General features: G+C 73.9%; 15 protein-coding genes. 3 read left to right on the top strand and 12 right to left on the bottom strand.

From position 1 onward, the window contains the following. Nucleotides 1-71 precede the first annotated feature (71 nt). Nucleotides 72-2,096, top strand: coding sequence for a DUF6807 family protein (locus tag H488_RS33805; RefSeq protein WP_017834674.1), 2,025 nt, complete (start codon nucleotides 72-74; stop codon nucleotides 2,094-2,096). After that, entirely contained in the window at nucleotides 2,093-3,157 is a 1,065-nt protein-coding gene (locus tag H488_RS33800) for a M24 family metallopeptidase (protein ID WP_017834673.1), read from the top strand. The genes H488_RS33805 and H488_RS33800 overlap by 4 nt, the downstream gene beginning before the upstream one ends. A gap of 79 nt (nucleotides 3,158-3,236) precedes the next feature. Here the strand turns inward: H488_RS33800 and H488_RS33795 are convergent, their stop codons facing one another. The 9 genes from H488_RS33795 to H488_RS33755 form a co-directional block, all read right to left on the bottom strand. After that, the gene (locus H488_RS33795) at nucleotides 3,237-4,328 is read right to left on the bottom strand and encodes a mandelate racemase/muconate lactonizing enzyme family protein (protein ID WP_017834672.1); all 1,092 of its coding nucleotides are present in this window, start codon (nucleotides 4,326-4,328) and stop codon (nucleotides 3,237-3,239) included. Continuing rightward, entirely contained in the window at nucleotides 4,325-5,290 is a 966-nt protein-coding gene (locus H488_RS33790; protein ID WP_017834671.1) for an NAD-dependent epimerase/dehydratase family protein, read from the bottom strand. The genes H488_RS33795 and H488_RS33790 overlap by 4 nt, the downstream gene beginning before the upstream one ends. Further along, nucleotides 5,287-6,675 carry a Gfo/Idh/MocA family protein gene (locus H488_RS33785; RefSeq protein ID WP_017834670.1) on the bottom strand — a complete coding sequence of 463 codons (1,389 nt, stop codon included), beginning with the start codon at nucleotides 6,673-6,675 and terminating at the stop codon, nucleotides 5,287-5,289. Before H488_RS33785 ends, H488_RS33790 begins: the two co-directional genes overlap by 4 nt. Nucleotides 6,676-6,785: 110 nt before the next feature. Then, the gene (locus H488_RS33780; protein WP_017834669.1) at nucleotides 6,786-7,730 is read right to left on the bottom strand and encodes a carbohydrate ABC transporter permease; all 945 of its coding nucleotides are present in this window, start codon (nucleotides 7,728-7,730) and stop codon (nucleotides 6,786-6,788) included. Beyond that, the gene (locus tag H488_RS33775) at nucleotides 7,723-8,679 is read right to left on the bottom strand and encodes a carbohydrate ABC transporter permease (protein ID WP_017834668.1); all 957 of its coding nucleotides are present in this window, start codon (nucleotides 8,677-8,679) and stop codon (nucleotides 7,723-7,725) included. Before H488_RS33775 ends, H488_RS33780 begins: the two co-directional genes overlap by 8 nt. Nucleotides 8,680-8,842: 163 nt before the next feature. Then, nucleotides 8,843-10,039: a glycerate kinase gene (locus H488_RS33770; RefSeq protein ID WP_017834667.1), complete on the bottom strand. Its 1,197-nt coding sequence runs from the start codon at nucleotides 10,037-10,039 to the stop codon at nucleotides 8,843-8,845. Nucleotides 10,040-10,052: 13 nt separating this feature from the next. Next, the gene (locus tag H488_RS33765; protein WP_017834666.1) at nucleotides 10,053-10,952 is read right to left on the bottom strand and encodes a sugar phosphate isomerase/epimerase family protein; all 900 of its coding nucleotides are present in this window, start codon (nucleotides 10,950-10,952) and stop codon (nucleotides 10,053-10,055) included. After that, nucleotides 10,949-12,214 (bottom strand): dihydrodipicolinate synthase family protein, encoded by a 1,266-nt coding sequence (locus tag H488_RS33760; protein WP_017834665.1) that lies wholly within the window; start codon nucleotides 12,212-12,214, stop codon nucleotides 10,949-10,951. Before H488_RS33760 ends, H488_RS33765 begins: the two co-directional genes overlap by 4 nt. Continuing rightward, nucleotides 12,211-13,413, bottom strand: coding sequence for a Gfo/Idh/MocA family protein (locus tag H488_RS33755; RefSeq protein WP_017834664.1), 1,203 nt, complete (start codon nucleotides 13,411-13,413; stop codon nucleotides 12,211-12,213). Before H488_RS33755 ends, H488_RS33760 begins: the two co-directional genes overlap by 4 nt. 153 nt (nucleotides 13,414-13,566) lie before the next feature. On the opposite strand from H488_RS33755, the gene H488_RS33750 reads away from it, so the two are divergent. Next, the gene (locus H488_RS33750; RefSeq protein ID WP_031283663.1) at nucleotides 13,567-14,565 is read left to right on the top strand and encodes a LacI family DNA-binding transcriptional regulator; all 999 of its coding nucleotides are present in this window, start codon (nucleotides 13,567-13,569) and stop codon (nucleotides 14,563-14,565) included. A 74-nt stretch (nucleotides 14,566-14,639) separates the two neighbouring features. On the opposite strand, the gene H488_RS33745 is transcribed toward H488_RS33750, so the two are convergent. From H488_RS33745 to H488_RS33735, 3 genes are read right to left on the bottom strand one after another with little or no spacing between them, the layout of a single operon-like run. After that, complete coding sequence (locus H488_RS33745) at nucleotides 14,640-15,044, bottom strand: universal stress protein (protein ID WP_017834662.1); 405 nt, start codon at nucleotides 15,042-15,044, stop codon at nucleotides 14,640-14,642. After that, complete coding sequence (locus H488_RS33740) at nucleotides 15,041-16,594, bottom strand: tripartite tricarboxylate transporter permease (RefSeq protein ID WP_017834661.1); 1,554 nt, start codon at nucleotides 16,592-16,594, stop codon at nucleotides 15,041-15,043. The genes H488_RS33745 and H488_RS33740 overlap by 4 nt, the downstream gene beginning before the upstream one ends. A gap of 39 nt (nucleotides 16,595-16,633) precedes the next feature. Then, nucleotides 16,634-17,242: a tripartite tricarboxylate transporter TctB family protein gene (locus tag H488_RS33735; RefSeq protein WP_229587592.1), complete on the bottom strand. Its 609-nt coding sequence runs from the start codon at nucleotides 17,240-17,242 to the stop codon at nucleotides 16,634-16,636. Nucleotides 17,243-17,255: the final 13 nt, after the last annotated feature.

Here is a 17,255-nt window from a genome sequence, read left to right as displayed (position 1 = left end):
GGCACCGTCCGGCGCCCGCGGCTCCACCTGCCTCCGACAGCCGAACCCGCCCGCCGAATCCAGGAGAACCTGTGCAGACCCAGACCGTGTCCGCCCCCGCCGCCCGCACCGCGCCGGAGGGACCCGTGCGCGTCTGCCTGGTGGGGATCGGCGGCTTCGGCGGACGCCACCTCGCGAACATCCGCCGGCTCGAGGAGGAGGGCCGTGTCCGCCTGGTGGCGGCCGTCGACCGGCGGGTCGACGACGACGGGGTGCTCGGACCGGACGTGCCCATGTTCGGCGACCTGGCGCAGCTGGAGGACGCCGGCCCGGACGTGGACGTCGTGGTGGTCTCCACCCCCATCGACACCCACTTCGACCTCGCCCTGGCCGCCCTCCGGATGGGGGCCGACGTCCTGCTCGAGAAGCCCCCCGTGGCCAGCCTCGACCAGTTCGACCGCCTCCTCGAGGCCGCCGGGGCGGCGGACCGGCTCGTCCAGGTGGGCTTCCAGAGCCTGGGCTCCCACTCCCTGGAGGTCGTCGAGCGACTGCTCGCCAGCGGGGAGATCGGGCGGCTGCGCGCGGTGGGCGCCACGGGGCTGTGGTCCCGGGACACCGACTACTTCACCCGGTCCCCGTGGGCCGGGCGGCGCCGCATCGGCGGGGTGGACGTGGTGGACGGCGTGGTCACCAACCCGCTGGCCCACGCGGTGATGACCGCCCTGCACCTCGCCGGCGCCCGCACCCGCGAGGACGTCGCCGAGCTGAGCACCGAGCTCTACCGCGCCAACGCCATCGAGTCCGACGACACCTCGGTGGTCCGGGTGCGCACCGCGGCCGGGATCCCGGTCACGTGTGCCCTGACCCTGTGCGCCGCCGAGCAGCAGGACCCGTTCATCACCGTGGAGGGCACGGAGGGGCAGGCCGTCCTGCACTACACCCAGGACCGGCTGACCGTCACCGGCCCGGAGGGGACGCGGGTTGTCGAGTCCGGGCGCACGAACCTGCTCGAGAACCTGATCGACGCCCGGGCCCGGGGCACCGCGCTGCTGTGCCCGCTGGTCGCCACGGGGGCCTTCGTGCGGGTGCTGGACGCCGTCCGCAGCGCCCCGGACCCCGTCCCGATCGCCCCCGAGCACGTCCGCTGGCACCAGGAGGACGGGACGGCGCCGCGCGCCGTCCTCGACGGGATCGAGGACTGGGCGGCGCGGGCGGTCAGGGCGCAGTCGGACTTCGCCGGCCTGGGCGCCCCCTGGGCGCAACCCGCCACGAGCGGGAGCGTGCTCCTCGGCGAGCGCGAGGTGGCGCAGGTCCGCACGGGCGAGGACGTCGCCCCGACCTCCTCCCCCCGCCCGTTCCTGCACCCCGTGCGGACCCTCGGCGGCGTCGTCCTCACGGACCAGCAGCCCCTGGACCACGTCTGGCACCTGGGGGTCGGCACGGCGCTCCAGGACGTGGACGGCCTCAACTTCTGGGGCGGGCGCACCTACACCCGGGAGGCGCAGCGCTACGTGTGGCGGGAGGACCACGGCCGTGTGCTCCGGGTCGCGGCGCACCACGCCGACGACCGCCTCGACGAGGAGCTCGCCTGGACGGGCCCGGACGGCGCCGCGGTGCTGACCGAGGAGCGCCGCTGGACGTTCCGGCCCGTGCACGAGCGCGCCTGGGAGCTCGGCCTGCGCTTCCGCCTCTCCCCCGCCGGCGACCACCCGGTGCTGCTCGGCAGCCCCGGCTCCAACGGGCGGGCCGGCGGCGGCTACGGAGGATTCTTCTGGCGGCTCCCCGCCTGCACCGACGCGGACGTGTTCACCGCGGACGCGGCGGGCGAGCAGGCCGTGCACGGCAGCACCTCCCCGTGGCTCGCCTTCTCCGCCGAGTTCGCGGGGCGCCCCGCGACCCTCATCCTGCGGCGCGGCGACGACTCGGCCGACCCCTGGTTCGTCCGGCACGCCGGGTACCCGGGGGTGGGCCTCGCCCTGGCCTGGGACGCGCCCGTCACGACGACGACGGACCGGCCGGTCGAGCGGGAGGTGCGCGTGCTCGTCGTCGACGGCCGTCTCGACACCTCCCGGGTGGAGGCCCTGCTCGGGGACGCGGCCCGGGGCCGGACCGCGTGAGCGCCCCGGAGCGGGCGGAGAAGCGCCGGCGGGTCCTGCGGGTGCTGGACGCGCACGGGGTGGACGCCGTGCTGCTGCAGAGCCACTCCGCCGTGTCCTGGTACCTCGACGGCGCGCGCGTGCACGTCTCGCTCGCCGGTCCGCCGGTGGCCGCGGTCCTGGTGCACCGGGACGGCGACGAGGTCGTGACCTCCGCCAACGAGGCCGCCCGCCTGGTGGCCGAGGAGCTGCCCGCGGGCGTCCGGCTGCACGAGGTGCCCTGGCACGGGTCCCTCACGGCGCCGGAGGACTGGTTCCCCGGGGCGCGTGCGATGGCCGTGGCCGCCGAGGAGTGCGTCGCCGCACCGCTGCGGGCGGCGCGGGCCTCGCTGCTCCCCGGCGAGGCGCAGCGCTACGCGCAGCTGTGCCGGGACGCCGCGGCGGTGCTGACCGGGGCGCTGACCCGGGCGACGCCGCGCACCACCGAGCGGGAGCTCGCCGCCGAGCTGACCGCCGGCCTGGTGCGCGCGGGCGCGGAACCCGTCGTGGTGCTGTGCGGGGGCGCCGACCGCCTGCCCCACCGCCACCCCCTGCCGACCGCCGGACCGCTGGGCCGGCGCGCGATGGCGGTCGTCTGCGCCCGCCGCGGCGGACTCATCGCCAATGCGACCCGCTGGGTGCGCTTCGGCCCGGCCGAGCCCGCCGAGACGGACGCGGAGGCGAGGATCGCGGAGGTCGAGGCCGACGTCCTCGACGCGCTGCGCCCCGGGCTGCCCCTCGCCGACCTGCTGCCGGTGCTCCGTCACGCCTATCCGCGCCACGGCTTCGACGCCGAGGAGTGGACCCGCCACCACCAGGGCGGGCCCGCCGGGTACGCCGGGCGGGACCCGCGGCTCGCCCCCGGGGTGCCGGACCTCGTGCACGAGCACCAGGCCTTCACGTGGAACCCGTCCGCGCCGGGCACGAAGATCGAGGACACGGTGCTGCTGGGTCCCGGCGGCGTCGTGCCCCTGTCCGTGGACCCGCGCTGGCCCGTGGTCCGGGTCCGGGGCCGGGACCGCCCGGCCGTGCTGGAGCGCTGACCGCCCCCGTCCGCCCGCACCGAGCCGGAAGGCCCGCACCCCGGGGGTGCGGGCCTTCCGGCGGTCCGGGCTCCGGTGCTCAGGGACGCGCACCGTCCAGGGCGGGCAGCACCTGCTGCCGCAGCGCCAGCCCGAGACCGGGCAGGTCCCGGGTCTCCAGCCGCGAGCCGGTCACCAGGACCGGGGACGGCCCGTCCAGGATCCCGAGGTCCGCGAACCCGGCGTCCTCCACGACCTCGACCGTGGTGGGCTCGGCGAGGGTCAGGGCCAGCTGCCCGGAGAGGTCCGGCAGCAGGTGCGGGGCGATCCCCACGCTGTGCGTGCGCGCGAGCTCCACGATCCGCCGGAACGGCGTGATGCCGCCCACCCGGACGATGTTCGGCTGGACGACGTCCACGGCGCCGGCCGTGATGAAGTCCCGGAAGCGGTAGACGTTGTGCAGGTTCTCCCCCAGGGCGATGGGGACCCGGCTGAACCGGCGCAGCTGCCGGTAGCCCTCGAGGTCGTCGGCGCGCAGCGGCTCCTCCAGCCACGACGGCCCGAACTCGGCGAGGGCGTCCAGGGCCCGGCGCGCCGTGGGCAGGTCCCACCGCTGGTTGGCGTCGACCATGAGCCCGCGGTGCGGGCCGAGCAGCTCGCGGACGGCCGCCACGCGTTCCACGTCCTCGCGCAGGTCGGCCCTGCCCACCTTGATCTTGACCGCGCCGAAGCCGGCGGCGACCCACCGGCGCACCTGCTCCTGCAGCTCCTCCAGGGTGTAGTGCAGGTTCACGCCGGAGCCGTAGACGGCCACGCTCTCCTGCCGCCGGCCCAGCAGCGCGGTGATCGAGACCCCGGCCCGGCGCGCCCGCAGGTCCCACAGCGCGAGGTCCACGCCCGCGAGCGCCACCCCGGTCAGCCCGGTGCCGCCCTCGTGCAGGTGCTTCCAGGCGTCGTCCCAGAGGGCCTCGGGGTTCTCGGTGCGCCCGCGCACGAAGCCCGCGAGGTCGTCGTCGAGGAGCGTCTTGACGGCCGTCGCCCCGATCGTCGGGGTCCAGGAGAAGCCGGTGCCGGTGGCGCCGTCGTCGGCCACGACCGTGACGGCCACGACGTGGTTCTGCGGGGCCTCCGGCCCCCAGCTGCGCGGCAGCCGGGCCGTGATGAGCTCCGTGTGCAGGGCGGCGATGCTCATGCGGTGTCCTTCCCGTGCCGGCCGGCGCCCGCGGGCTCCCCGGCCGCGGCGGCCACGGGCTCCTCCCGGAGCTCGGTGCGCCAGCTGCGCGCCGGCTCCCAGTCCAGGACCCGGCGGGCCTTGTCGATGCTGAAGGCGGGGGCCGTCCCGGTCAGCCCCGCGGCGAGCTGCTCGCTGCCCGGGACGAACTCGGGCAGCAGCTCCGCGAGCGGGCGCCGGGCCAGGGCGTCGGCGGCGCCCACCAGGAAGGTGTCGCCGTTGCGGATCGCGCCCATCCGTTCCAGCAGCGCCTCCAGGAAGGCCGTGACGTCCCGGGCGTCCACGTAGTTGAACAGCGCCGGCGCGGCGAGCGCGGGGTCGTCGAGCCGCTCCCGCACGGTGTGGCCCTGCTGCGTGGGGGCGCCCTCCCACTCCTCGGGGGCGATCACGTAGCAGGGGCGGAAGGACGCGTAGCGCACGGCCTCGCCCCGGGCGGCGGCGAACATCTGTGCCACCTGCTCCGCCACGTGCTTGGACAGCCCGTAGGCGTGCCACGGCCGGGGCGGGGTCTCCTCGGTGAGCGGGAGGGCGGGCGGCAGCCAGCCCGCCGGGGAGCCGTAGCCCAGCACCGTGGGGCTGCTGGCCATGACGATCCGCCGCACTCCGGCCTCGGTCGCCGCGCCGGCCACGTTGTGCGCGATCACCGCGTTGGTCTGCAGGATGACGTGCTCGGGGGCGCTGAACGGGACGGCGATGGCCGCCAGGTTGATCACGGCGTCCGGGCGGACCGCGCGCATCAGCGCGTGCACGGCGTCCGGGTCGGTGAGCTCCGCGCCGCGGTGCTCCACGGCGGGGTGGGAGCCGGCGGGGTCCGCGGGCAGGGACCGGTCGACGCTGAGGACGTCGTAGCCAGCCTCCGCCAGCCCGGCGACCACGCTGCGGCCGAGCCGGCCCGCGCCGCCGGTGACGAGGACGCGGCTCATGCCGGGACCTCGCTCCGGCTCGCCCCGGAGGTCGCCCCCAGGTCCAGCTCGGCGATCCGGACGGGCAGCCCGGACTCGAGGGAGCGGTTGCCGGCGATGCCCACGGCCACCGCCGCCACGCCGTCCCGGTAGCCGGAGGGCCGCCCGTACGGGTCCTCGCCGGGGCCGCGGAAGACGTCGGCCAGCAGCAGCCGGTCCCCGCCGCCGTGGCTGCCCGCCCCGTTGCTGATGACGACCTCCTCGGCGGCGCCCCAGTGGCGCTGGACGGTCAGGCGCTCGCCGCGGCTGCGGGCACCGCCCCGGAGGGGGCCCACCGTGACCGAGGGGTCCACCGGGGAGCCACCGCTCGCCGGCAGGACCGCCGCCCGTTCGACGACCTCCAGCTCGGCCCGGCCCTCGGTGCCGTTGACGGCCACCCGGTACCCCTCCCACGGGGAGTGGGCGTTGAGGGAGTAGGAGAGGGTGGCGCCGCGGGCGTAGTCGACCACGAGGGCCAGGTTGTCCTCGATGCTGATCCCGTCGGAGAACACGTCCTGGTCCCGGCGGTACCCGTCGTGGTGCTGGTGGTCGAGGTAGAGCCGGCTCAGCCGCTCGTCGGTGCGCAGGTCCAGGGCGAAGGGGTCGCCCCCGTCGACATCCCGTGCGGGGGCGCCCGCGCGCGCCCGGGCCTCGGCGTTGTCCCGGCCGTAGAACCGCAGCCCGCCCGAGGCGAAGACCCGCTCCGGGGTGTCGGCCAGCCACCAGTTGACCAGGTCGAAGTGGTGGGAGGACTTGTGCACCAGCAGCCCGCCGGAGTTCTCCTTCTGCCGGTGCCAGCGGCGGAAGTAGTCGGCGCCGTGCACGGTGTCGAGCATCCAGCTGAAGTCCACGGAGGTGACCGTGCCGATCGCCCCGGACTGCACGACGTCCTTGAGGGCGGTGTTGCGCGGGGAGTACCGGTAGTTGAAGGTGACCACCACGTGGCGGCCGGTCTCCTCGACGGCCGCGGTGATCCGGCGGCAGCCCTCGGCGTCCACGGTCAGGGGCTTCTCGACGACGGCGTCCGCCCCGGCGCGCAGCGTCTGACAGATGTAGTCGGCGTGGGTGAGGTCGGGGGTGGTGATGATGACCCGGTCGATCCCCTGCTCGCGGATCGTCCGGGTGAGCTCCGCGGGGTCCAGGACGCCGATCCGGACGCCCGAGGTCTCCTCGGCGAGCCGGCGGTAGTGCTCGGCCCGCCCGGGGTTGGTGTCGCCCACCGCCACCAGCTCGGCGACGTCGGCGTGGTCGTCCAGCAGGGAGCGGAGGTACATCTCGCACCGGTTGCCGGTGCCGACCAGGACGTACCGGGTCCGCCTCCCCTGCCGTGCCGTGCCGTCCGTGCCGCTGTGCTCTGCGCTGTCCATCGGTTGCTCCTGGTTCTGGAGGGGTGTGCGGGGGTGGGGGCCGGCGGCCGGGTGTCCCCGGCCCGGGCGGGCCGGGGACACCGGGGCCCCTGCGCGGGGCCCGTCGCCGGCTACTTGATGCCCGTGGTGGCGATGCCCTTCACGAGGAACTTCTGTCCCACGAGGAAGGCGATGAACACCGGCAGCAGGGACACGATCGACATCGCGAACAGGGATCCCCACGAGGACTCCCCGGAGGCGTCCACGAAGGCCCGCAGCGCCACGGGGACGGTGAACATGTTCGGGTCGGTCAGGTAGATCAGGGCGCTGAAGAAGTCGTTCCAGGTCCAGATGAACGTGAAGATCGTGGTGGTGGCCAGGGCCGGGACCATCATCGGCAGGATGATCTGCCCGAAGATCCGGGCGTGCCCGGCGCCGTCGATCCGCGCCGCCTCGTCCATGTCCTTCGGGATGCCGCGGATGAACTGCACCATGAGGAACACGAAGAACGCGTCGGTGGCGAGCAGCTTCGGCACGATCAGGGGCCAGAAGGTGTTCACCCACCCGATCTGGGAGAACATGATGTACTGCGGCACGATCACCACGTGGAACGGCAGCATGATCGTGAGGAGCATGAGGGCGAAGGCCGGCTTCTTGAAGCGGAACTCCAGCCGGGCGAACGCGTAGGCCGCCATGGAGCAGGAGACCAGGTTGCCGATGATGCACCCGAGCACCACCACCGCGGAGTTGAACAGGTACACGCTGAACGGGCTGGACAGGGCGCCCCACCCGTCCGAGTAGTTCGCGGTCTCGAGCGTCTGCAGCAGGATCCCGGGCTCGCGGAAGATGATGTCGTCGGGGCGCAGGGAGCTGGCCACCATCCACAGCAGCGGGTAGATCATCACGCCGCCGGTGAGGATCAGCGCCAGGTGCTTGAGCAGGGAGCGGATCCGTGCCCGGGTCCCCGGACCGCGGGGCTTCGGCGCCGGGGCGCTCTGCGAGCCCTCGGTCTGCGCCGGGACGAGGTCCTGGTCGGCCGTCCGGACGGCGCTGTCGGCGATTGTCGAATTAGTCATCGTAGAACACCCAATACTTAGACGCGATGAAGTTGAGGGCGGTGAACGCCCCGATGATGAGGAGCAGCAGCCAGGCCATGGCCGCGGCGTAGCCCATGTCGAAGCGGCCGAAGCCCGTCTGGTACAGGTACAGCGTGAAGAACATCGTCGAGTCGGACGGACCTCCTCGGCCGCCGGAGACGATGAACGCCTGCGTGAAGGACTGGAACGCCTGGATGATCTGCAGCACCAGGTTGAAGAAGATGATCGGGCTCAGCAGCGGCAGCGTGATCCGGAAGAACTTTGTGATCTTCCCGGCGCCGTCGATGGAGGCCGCCTCGTAGTACATGGTGGGGATCTGGCGCAGGCCCGCGAGGAAGATGATCATCGGCGCCCCGAAGGTCCACACGTGCAGCAGGATGATGCTGCCGAGCGCGGTCCGGGGGTCGGCGATCCAGCCGATGCCCTCGATGCCCACGAGGGCCAGGAGCTGGTTGACCAGTCCGGTGGTGCCGAAGAGCTGCTTCCAGAGGATGGCGATGGCCACCGAGGAGCCGAGCAGCGAGGGCAGGTAGAAGACGGAGCGGTAGAACGCGAGGCCGCGCAGGCCCCGGTCGAGGACCATGGCGATCGCCAGGGCCAGCATGAGCTGCAGCGGCACCCCGACGAGCACGTACGTGAAGGTCACCTGCAGCGAGTTGTGCAGCCGCTCGTCCGCGAGCATCCGGGAGAAGTTCTCCGTCCCGATCCAGTCGGGCGCCCGCATGAGGTTGTAGTCGGTGAAGGAGAGGTAGAGGGACATCAGCATGGGGCCCAGGGTGATGACCACCAGTCCCACGATCCACGGTGCCAGGAAGACCGCCGCGGCCTTGTTGTCCCGCCTGTCGGCGCGGGGCTTCCGCCGGCCGGCCGCACGCTTGGCCCGCTTCCCGGGCAGGCCCTCCCGGGTCAGCTCCTCGACGACGCTCATGCCGGGACCGCCCCTCGGCGCAGCCGCGCCCGGGAGACCCGGAGCGGTTCGGTGTCGATGTGCGTCGTTGTCATCGGTATCTCCTCGAAGCGTGTGGGAAAGCGTTTTCCAGAGCTGCGTTGCGTCCAGGCTAGTGGCCGGTTCCTGTGACGTCAACCACAATCTACGGTTGTGTCGGCGCCCGTCGCGGGGCCGGCCCGCCGTCGGACGGGAGCCCGGCCAGGAGCCGCAGCGCCTCGACCGTCGCCGGCGGGCCGTAGCGCTCCGCCTCGTCCTGCGCGGCCCGGACGGACGGCGCGACGCCCACGAGCGAGGCCGCCGCCAGGACCCCCGCGCCGCGCAGCTGCTCCGCGGACAGGCCCAGCCGCCCGGCCACGGCCACGACGGGCACCCCCCGGGCCGCGGCCAGCGCGGCCGCGGCGAGCGGCGCCTTGCCCTGCAGCGACTGGGCGTCCAGCGACCCCTCGCCGACGACGAGCAGGTCCGCGTCCTCGAGCTGCTCCTCGAGCCCCACGAGGGAGGACACGAGGTCGAAGCCGCGCTCGAGCGTCGCCGGGGTCAGGGCCAGGAAGCCGGACGGGAAGCCGCCGGCGGCGCCGGCCCCCGGGAGCAGGAACGGACGGGCGCCCTCGAGACCGGCCAGCAGCCCGGCCCAGCGCCGGAGCGCGGCGTCCAGCTCGCGCCGGGCATCGCGGTTCGCGCCCTTCTGCGGGGCGAAGACGTGCGCGGCCCCGTCGGGGCCGTGCAGCGGGTTCTGCACGTCCACGGCCAGCCGCAGCCGCACCGTGCGCAGCCTCGGGTCCAGGGCGGAGACGTCCAGGCGGGCGGCGGACAGCAGCCCCTCCCCGCCCAGGGGGACGGGCGCGCCGTCGTCGTCGAGGACGTCCAGGCCGAGCGCCCGCAGGGCGCCCGAGCCCCCGTCCGTCATCGCCGAGCCGCCGAGCCCGACGACGACGTCGGTCGCCCCGGCGTCCAGCGCCGCCCGGATCAGCTGGCCGCAGCCGTAGCTGTGCGCCGCCCGGGCCGTCGCCGGACTCGGGCGCACCTGGTCCAGCCCGCTCGCCTGGGCGGACTCGACGACCGCGGTGGTGGCGCCGGAGGGCGCCGTGAGCAGCGCCCAGCGCGCCCGCACTCTGCCCTCCACGGCGCCCCGGACGAGGGTGCGGCGCAGCCGCGCCCCGGCCGCCACCGCGGCGTCGACGGTGCCCTCGCCCCCGTCGGCCAGGGGCACCGCCCGGATCCGGGCCCCGGGCCGGTGCTCACGCACCCCGGCCGCGAGCACGGCGGCGGCCTCGGCCGCCGTCAGCGACCCCTTGAACTTGTCCGGGGCCACGACCACCCGGGGCCGCTCGCCGAGCACGTGCGGCCCCACGTCAGGCGGTGGCGCGGGCGGGTGCGCCGGTCAGGGACGGCAGCACCAGGGACTCCCAGCGCTCCTTCATCACGGCGAGCACGACGTCCGGGTCCTGGTCGAAGATCTCCTGGTTGAAGATCTCGACCTCGACCGGGCCCGTGTAGCCGGCGGCGGCGACCCAGCGCCCGATCGTGCCGAAGTCGATCACCCCGTCCCCCATCATCCCGCGGGAGAGCAGGGCGTCGGAGGCGATCGGCAGGTTGAAGTCGCAGACCTGGTAGGACGCCAGCCGGCCCTCCGCGCCGGCCCGGGCGATCTGGGTCTCCAGCCCGGGGTCCCACCAGACGTGGAAGGTGTCCACCACCACGCCCACGGCGTCCACCGGGTGCGGGGCGGCGAGGTCCAGGGCCTGCCCGAGCGTGGAGAGCACGGCCCGGTCGGCCGCGTACATGGGGTGGAGGGCCTCGAGCACGAGGCGCACCCCGTGCTCGAGGGCGTAGGGGACGAGCTCGGCCAGCCGTTCGGCCACGCGCTCGCGGGCGGCCACGACGTCCTTGTCGCCCCGGTCGCCCTCGCCGCCCAGGACGTGGGCGGCGGCGGGCAGGCCGCCCACGACCATGATCAGCTCGCTCGTGCCCAGGACCTGGGCCTCCCGGATGGCGGCCCGGTTGCTCTCGAGCGCGGCCCGCTGCCCGGCCTCGTCGGCCGCCGTGAGGAAGCCGCCGCGGCACAGGCTGGAGACCTGCAGCCCGGCCTGCTCGATGATCCGGGCCGCGTTCTCGAGCCCTGCCTCGGCCACGCGGTCGCGCCACACGCCGATGTGCCCCAGCCCGGCGCGGGCGGTGGCGTCCACCGCCTGCTGCAGGGTCAGGCCGCGGGTGGTGCCCGTGTTCAGCGACAGCTGGAAGTCCGCGCTCATGCCGCACCTCCGGTGCTGCCGGCCGGCACGAGAGCCGGTGCGAGGACCGGCGCGCCGAGGCCCGCCGCGTCGAGGAAGGTGCTCATCCGCCGCGCGGCGAGCTCCGGGTCGAGCAGGAGCCCGGCCCGGTCGGCCAGCCTGAACACCTCGACCAGGTGCGGCACGGAGCGGCCCGAGTGCAGTCCGCCGACCATCTGGAACCCCGGCTGGCTGCCGTTGAGCCAGGACAGGAACGCGATGCCGCACTTGTAGTAGAAGGTCGGGGCACTGAAGACGTGGCGCCCGAGCTCCTCCGTGGCGTCGAGGATCGCCCGCGCCCGGCCGGGCTCCCCGGCGTCGTAGGCCTGCAGCGCGGTGGACGCCGCCGGGTAGATGCCGGCGAAGATCCCCAGCAGCGCGTCGGAGTGCCGGGTGCCGTCGCCGTCGATGAGCTCGGGGTAGTTGAAGTCGTCGCCGGTGTAGAGGCGGACCCCCTCCGGCAGCGCCGCCCGCAGCCGGGTCTCGTGCGCGGCGTCCAGGAGGGAGACCTTGACGCCGTCGACCTGCCCCGGGTGGGACCGGATGAGCTCGAGGAAGGTCTCCGTGGCCGTGTCCACCGCGTCGCTGCCCCAGTAGCCGGCCAGCGCCGGGTCGAACATCGTCCCGAGCCAGTGCAGGACCACCGGGTGCCGGGCCTCGCCCAGGAGCTGGGAGTAGACCCGCAGGTAGTCGTCGGCGTCCCGGGCGGCCCGCACCAGTGCGCGGGACGCCATCAGGATGACCTTCGCCCCGGCGCCCTCGACCACCTCGACCTGCTCCCGATAGGCCTCGAGCACGGCGCGCAGCCCGTTCTCGCCGGGCGTGACGCCCGCCGGGTCCAGCTGGTCCGTGCCCGCCCCGCACGCGATGAGGTCGCGGACGGTCCTGCCCGCCAGGGCCGGGCTGCCGGTGGCCAGCGCCGCCGAGGCCTCGGCGGTCGAGCGCCGGATCAGCTGCTGGGTGGCCGGCCAGTCCAGTCCCATCCCCCGCTGGGCGGTGTCCATGGCGTCGGCCACGCCCAGCCCGTAGGACCAGACGTCGTGGCGGAAGCCCAGGGTCGCGTCCCAGTCCAGCTGCGCCGGCGCCCCGGGGGTGTTGTCCGCGAGCACCAGGGGCACCACGTGCGCGGCGGCGTAGGCCTTGCGCGCGGTGAGGGGCGCCTGCGGCCGGGTCCAGCTCCCCGGCCCGGAGAGCACGTGCTCGGTGCGGGATCCGCTGCCGTCGGGCAGGAGCACGGCGCTCACCGGACGGCCTCGGCGGTGCGCCGCTCGGCCGGGGAGAGCTCGATCGCCGGGATGTCGATGGTGCGGCGCTCGGCCGAGGAGCGCAGGCCAAGCTCGGCCAGCTGCACCCCGCGCGCGGCGGAGAGCAGCCCGAACCGGTGCTCGCGGCCCGCTACGACGTCGGCCAGGAACTCCTCCCACTGCGCCTTGAAGCCGTTGTCCAGCTCCGCGTTGGCCGGCACCTCCAGCCACTGGTCGCGGAAGGACTCGGTGACGGGCAGGTCCGGGTTCCAGACCGGCTTGGGCGTGTGGGCCCGCTGCTGGGCCACGCACTTGTTCAGCCCGGCGACCGCCGAGCCGTGGGTGCCGTCCACCTGGAACTCCACCAGCTCGTCGCGGTACACGCGCACGGCCCAGGAGGAGTTGATCTGGGCGACCACGGGGTCGCCGTCCGGGGTCTCGAGCTCGAAGACGCCGTAGGCGGCGTCGTCCGCGGTGGCCGGGTACTCGTGGCCCTGCTCGTCCCACCGCGCGGGGATGTGCGTCACGGCGGTCGAGGTGACGGACCGGACCGGGCCCACGATGCCCTCGAGGACGTAGTTCCAGTGGCAGTACATGTCGACGGTCATGGACCCGCCGTCCTCGCGCCGGTAGTTCCAGGACGGGCGCTGGGCCTCCTGGTGCTCGCCCTCGAAGACCCAGTAGCCGAACTCGCCGCGCAGGGACAGGATCCGGCCGAAGAAGCCCTCGTCCACGAGCCGCCGCAGCTTCACGAGACCGGGCAGGTAGAGCTTGTCGTGGACCACGCCGGCGGTGACGCCGCGCTCCTGGGCGATCTGCGCCAGCTCGACCGCCTCGTCCAGGGTCTCGGCGGTCGGCTTCTCGGTGTAGACGTGCTTGCCGGCGCGCATGGCCTTCTTGAGGGTCTCGGCCCGGAGGCTGGTCATGGAGGCGTCGAAGACCACGTCCACGGTGGGGTCCTCGATGACCGCGTCGAGATCGGTGGTCCAGTGCTCCACGCCGTGCCGGCGCGCCAGCTCGGCGACCTTGGCCTCGTTGCGGCCCACGAGGATCGGCTCGACGGTCACGCGGGTGCCGTCCGGCAGGGTCACTCCTCCCTGGTCCCGGATGGGCAGGATCGAGCGCAGCAGGTGCTGGCGGTAGCCCATGCGGCCGGTGATGCCGTTCATGGCGATGCGGAGAACTCGGGGCTCGGACATCATCAACTCCAGAGAATTCGGGAAATTTGTAGGAAAGCGCTTTCCACTCTAGGGTTGGCTCAGTGTGACTGTCAACACGTTCCCGGTCCCGGACTCCCCGGCGCGGGGGCGAGACGCCCACCGGATGCGGTGAGGAGGAAGCAGGACCGGACGATGAGCGCAGTGACCCTCTCCCAGGTGGCCCGGGAGGCCGGGGTGTCCCTGGCCACGGCCTCCCGGGTGCTCAACGGATCGGACCGCCGGCCGGCCGAGCACATCGCGGAGCGCGTCCGGGACGCCGCGGAGTCCCTCGGCTACGTGGCCAACGCCCAGGCGCAGGCGCTGGCGCGGTCCACCACCGGACTGGTGGGGCTCGTGGTCCACGACATCGCCGACCCCTACTTCTCCTCGATCGCCAAGGGCGTGCAGCGCCGGGCCCGCACGGACCGGCACCAGCTGCTGCTGGCCGCGACCGACGGCACCGACCAGCTCGACGCCGTCGCGGCCTTCGCGTCCCACCGCACCGACGCGATCATCATGGCGGGCTCGCGGCGGCGGGAGATCGACCCCCGGCTGCTCGCCGAGCTCACCCGCTACCAGAAGAACGGCGGCCGGGTGGTGACCATCGGCCAGGCCTGGCTCGAGGGCGCCGGCGCCGTCACCATCGACAACCGCAGCGCCGGCGACGACCTGACGGACATGCTGATCGGGACGGGCCGGACCCGCTTCGCCTTCCTCGGCGGGCCGGACGAGCTCGCCAGCGCGGCGGAGCGCCGGGCGGGCTTCCGCGCGGCCCTCGAGCGGGCGGGCCTGGAGCCGGAGGCCGAGGTCACGGAGGACTTCAACAGCCAGGGCGGCTACGAGGCCGCACGGGCGCTGGTGGACCGGCTCGGGGCCGACGCCGTGCGCGGGCTCACGGTCGTGGTCGGCAACGACGTCATGGCGCTGGGCGCGATCGCGGGCTTCCGGCACGCCGGGCTCGTGGTGCCGGACGACCTGCGGGTGGCCGGCTTCGACGACATCCCCAACCTGCGGGACTTCTCCCCGGGCCTGACCACCGTGCGCTTCCCCCTGGAGCAGATCGGGGAGACCGCCGCGGACATCGCCCTGAGCCACGACCAGGTCCGGATCGAGCACGTGGTGGGCGAGATCGTGCGGCGCGAGAGCGCCTGACCCCCGCACGGCCGAGGGCGCCGCCGCCGGACTCCTGTCCGACGGCGGCGCCCTCGGCCGTGCGGGGCAGGGGCTCAGAGGTGCGCCTCCCCCGCCTTCACGGCCAGGACCGGCCGGTCGGACTGCAGGAGGATCCGCTGGGCGTGCGAGCCCATGATGAACTTCCCCACCTGGGAGCGCTGGCGCAGGCCGATGACGATCCGGGACACGTCGTGCTCGCGGGCGAGGTCGAGGATCTCCTGGGCGAGGTCGTCCCGGTGGGACGGCTGGAGCACGGTGTGCGGGACACCGGCGGACTCGGCGGCGGAGGTGACGCGGCGCAGGTCGTCGTCGGAGGCGACCGACTTGTCCGCCAGGGCGCCCTCGCGCACGGAGTTGACGATCAGCAGCCGCTCCCCCCGCAGCCGGGCCTCCTCGATGGCGGCGCGGACGGCGGCCTCGCCGACGGGGGTGGGGACGTAACCGACGAGGATGCTCATGCGTTCTCCTTGACAGGGGTGCGGTCGGAGTCCTCGACGGACGGTCCCGCGGGGGACGTCCCGGAGGCGCTGCGACGGCGGAGGGCGGACTGGATGACGGGCAGCACGGCGACGAGCACGAACAGCAGCAGCAGGGTCGCCGAGATGGGGCGGGTGAAGAACCCGGTGACGTCTCCCTCGAAGACGAGCAGGGAGCGGCGCAGGTTGGACTCCAGCAGGGAGCCGAGGACGAAGGCCAGCACCAGGGGGCCGGGCTCGAAGCCGAACTTCTTCATGAGGTAGCCGACGGCGCCGAAGACCACGACGAGCATGACGTCGAACATCGAGTTGTTGATCGTGTAGGCGCCCAGCATCGTGATCAGCACGGTGATGGGGGCGAGGATGGCGCCCCGCACCCGGAGGATGCGCACGAACACCCCGATGAGGGGGATCGACATGATCAGCAGCAGGATGTTGCCGACGTACATGGAGTTGACCACGCCCCAGAACAGCTCGGGGTCCTGCTGGACGAGCTGCGGGCCCGGCGTGACGCCCTGGATGAGCAGGGCGCCGAACATCAGGGCCATCGTGGCGTTGGCCGGGATGCCCAGGGTGAGCAGGGGGATGAAGGAGCTGGTGGCCGCCGCGTTGTTGGCGGTCTCCGGGCCGGCGACGCCCTCGATGGCGCCCCTGCCGAAGCGCTCGGGCTGCTTGGCCCGCTTCTTCTCCATGGCGTAGGCGGCCATCGAGGAGATCGTGGCGCCGCCGCCGGGCAGGATGCCGAGGAAGAAGCCCAGGACCGAGCCGCGGCCGATGGCCCCGGACGACTGCTTGAGGTCCGCCCGGGAGGGCCAGACGTTGGAGACCTTGTCGGGCGCCTTGGCCGCACGGTGGCGCTCCTCCAGGTTGTGCAGGATCTCGCCGAGGCCGAACAGCCCCATGGCCACGGGCACGAAGTCGATGCCGTCGGCCAGGTTGAGGTTGCCGAACGTGAGCCGTTCGGCTCCGGTGAAGACGTCGCGGCCGACCGTGGCCAGCAGCAGCCCGAAGCACGCGGCGATCAGCGCCTTGGACTTGTTGCCGTTGCTGATGGTGGCCACCAGCAGGATGCCGAGCAGGGCGAGCGCGGTGTACTCGGGCGGACCGAAGTCGAGGGCGAAGCCGGCGACGAGCGGGGCCAGGAAGGTGAGGCCGACGATCGCGACGGTGCCGCCGATGAAGGAGCCGATCGCGGCGATGCCCAGCGCGGTGCCGGCGCGGCCCTGCTTGGCCAGCATGTAGCCGTCGAAGACCGTGACCACGGAGCTGGCCTCGCCGGGCAGCCGGAGCAGCACGGAGGTGATGGTCCCGCCGTACTGGGCCCCGTAGAAGATGCCGGCCAGCATGATGATCGCCGTCACCGGTTCGATGCCGTAGGTCAGCGGCAGCAGGATGGCGATGGTCGCGGCGGGGCCCAGGCCGGGCAGCACGCCGATCAGCATGCCGATGGTCACGCCCAGGAGGCAGTACAGCAGGTTGGTCGGTTGGAGGACGACGCCGAAGCCGTCCAGGGCGGGTTGCAGGAAGTCCATGCGGGAGCCTTTGGTCGGTGGCCGCCGTGGCGGCGGCCGTCAGAACAGGTGCGGGATCGACGTGCCGAGGGCGGTGATGAAGATCAGGTAGAAGGCGACGACGACGAGCGCGGAGTACAGGGCCGCGGCCCGCCACGTCTCGCCGCCCAGGAACTTCATCCAGACGAAGGACAGGAGCAGGGCGGGGATCTCGAAGCCGATCACGGGCATGAGCAGCACCAGCCCCACGAGGGTCACGAGCCCGCAGGCGGCCAGCAGCGACTCCCGGGTGAACTTCTCCCCCTCTCCTCCGCGCCGGCCCAGGACCAGGTGGGACAGGCCGATCACGACGGCCACGACGCTCACCACGAACGGCCACATGCCGGGGGCCGGCTGCTGCGGTGTGCCCAGTCCCATGCGCAGGGACAGCACGGCCGCGGCAGCCGCCAGCACCGTGACCGCCAGGGTCGAGCCGAGGGCCGCCGCGCGGCCGCCGGGCGGCGGGCCCTCGGCCTCCCACCGGGCGGCGAGCTGCTCCGGGGTGAGCTCCTCGACCGCCGTCTCCGGGTCGTGGAGGACGTCGGCGACGGAGGCCGTGCCGTCCGGGCGGGACTGCTTCATGGAGTCGCTCCTGGCTGTAGTGGTCGGCAGGGCCGTGGTGGTGGTCATGGCGGCGCCGGTC

The sequence above is a fragment of the Kocuria sp. UCD-OTCP genome, assembly GCF_000349605.1.
GTDB classification, from domain to species: Bacteria; Actinomycetota; Actinomycetes; order Actinomycetales; family Micrococcaceae; genus Kocuria; species Kocuria rosea.
Note: the sequence above shows the minus strand (reverse complement) of the source record. Positions and strands in the feature narration are given on the sequence as shown.

Excerpts from the sequence above, each read along its gene's own strand:
- H488_RS33790 (WP_017834671.1), bottom strand. The coding sequence starts at position 5,290 with ATGAGCCGCGTCCTCGTCACCGGCGGCGCGGGCCGGCTCGGCCGCAGC.
- H488_RS33735 (WP_229587592.1), bottom strand. The coding sequence starts at position 17,242 with ATGACCACCACCACGGCCCTGCCGACCACTACAGCCAGGAGCGACTCC.
- H488_RS33745 (WP_017834662.1), bottom strand. The coding sequence starts at position 15,044 with ATGAGCATCCTCGTCGGTTACGTCCCCACCCCCGTCGGCGAGGCCGCC.
- H488_RS33740 (WP_017834661.1), bottom strand. The coding sequence starts at position 16,594 with ATGGACTTCCTGCAACCCGCCCTGGACGGCTTCGGCGTCGTCCTCCAA.
- H488_RS33785 (WP_017834670.1), bottom strand. The coding sequence starts at position 6,675 with ATGGACAGCGCAGAGCACAGCGGCACGGACGGCACGGCACGGCAGGGG.
- H488_RS33765 (WP_017834666.1), bottom strand. The coding sequence starts at position 10,952 with ATGAGCGCGGACTTCCAGCTGTCGCTGAACACGGGCACCACCCGCGGC.
- H488_RS33780 (WP_017834669.1), bottom strand. The coding sequence starts at position 7,730 with ATGACTAATTCGACAATCGCCGACAGCGCCGTCCGGACGGCCGACCAG.
- H488_RS33750 (WP_031283663.1), top strand. The coding sequence starts at position 13,567 with ATGAGCGCAGTGACCCTCTCCCAGGTGGCCCGGGAGGCCGGGGTGTCC.
- H488_RS33795 (WP_017834672.1), bottom strand. The coding sequence starts at position 4,328 with ATGAGCATCGCCGCCCTGCACACGGAGCTCATCACGGCCCGGCTGCCG.
- H488_RS33755 (WP_017834664.1), bottom strand. The coding sequence starts at position 13,413 with ATGTCCGAGCCCCGAGTTCTCCGCATCGCCATGAACGGCATCACCGGC.
- H488_RS33775 (WP_017834668.1), bottom strand. The coding sequence starts at position 8,679 with ATGAGCGTCGTCGAGGAGCTGACCCGGGAGGGCCTGCCCGGGAAGCGG.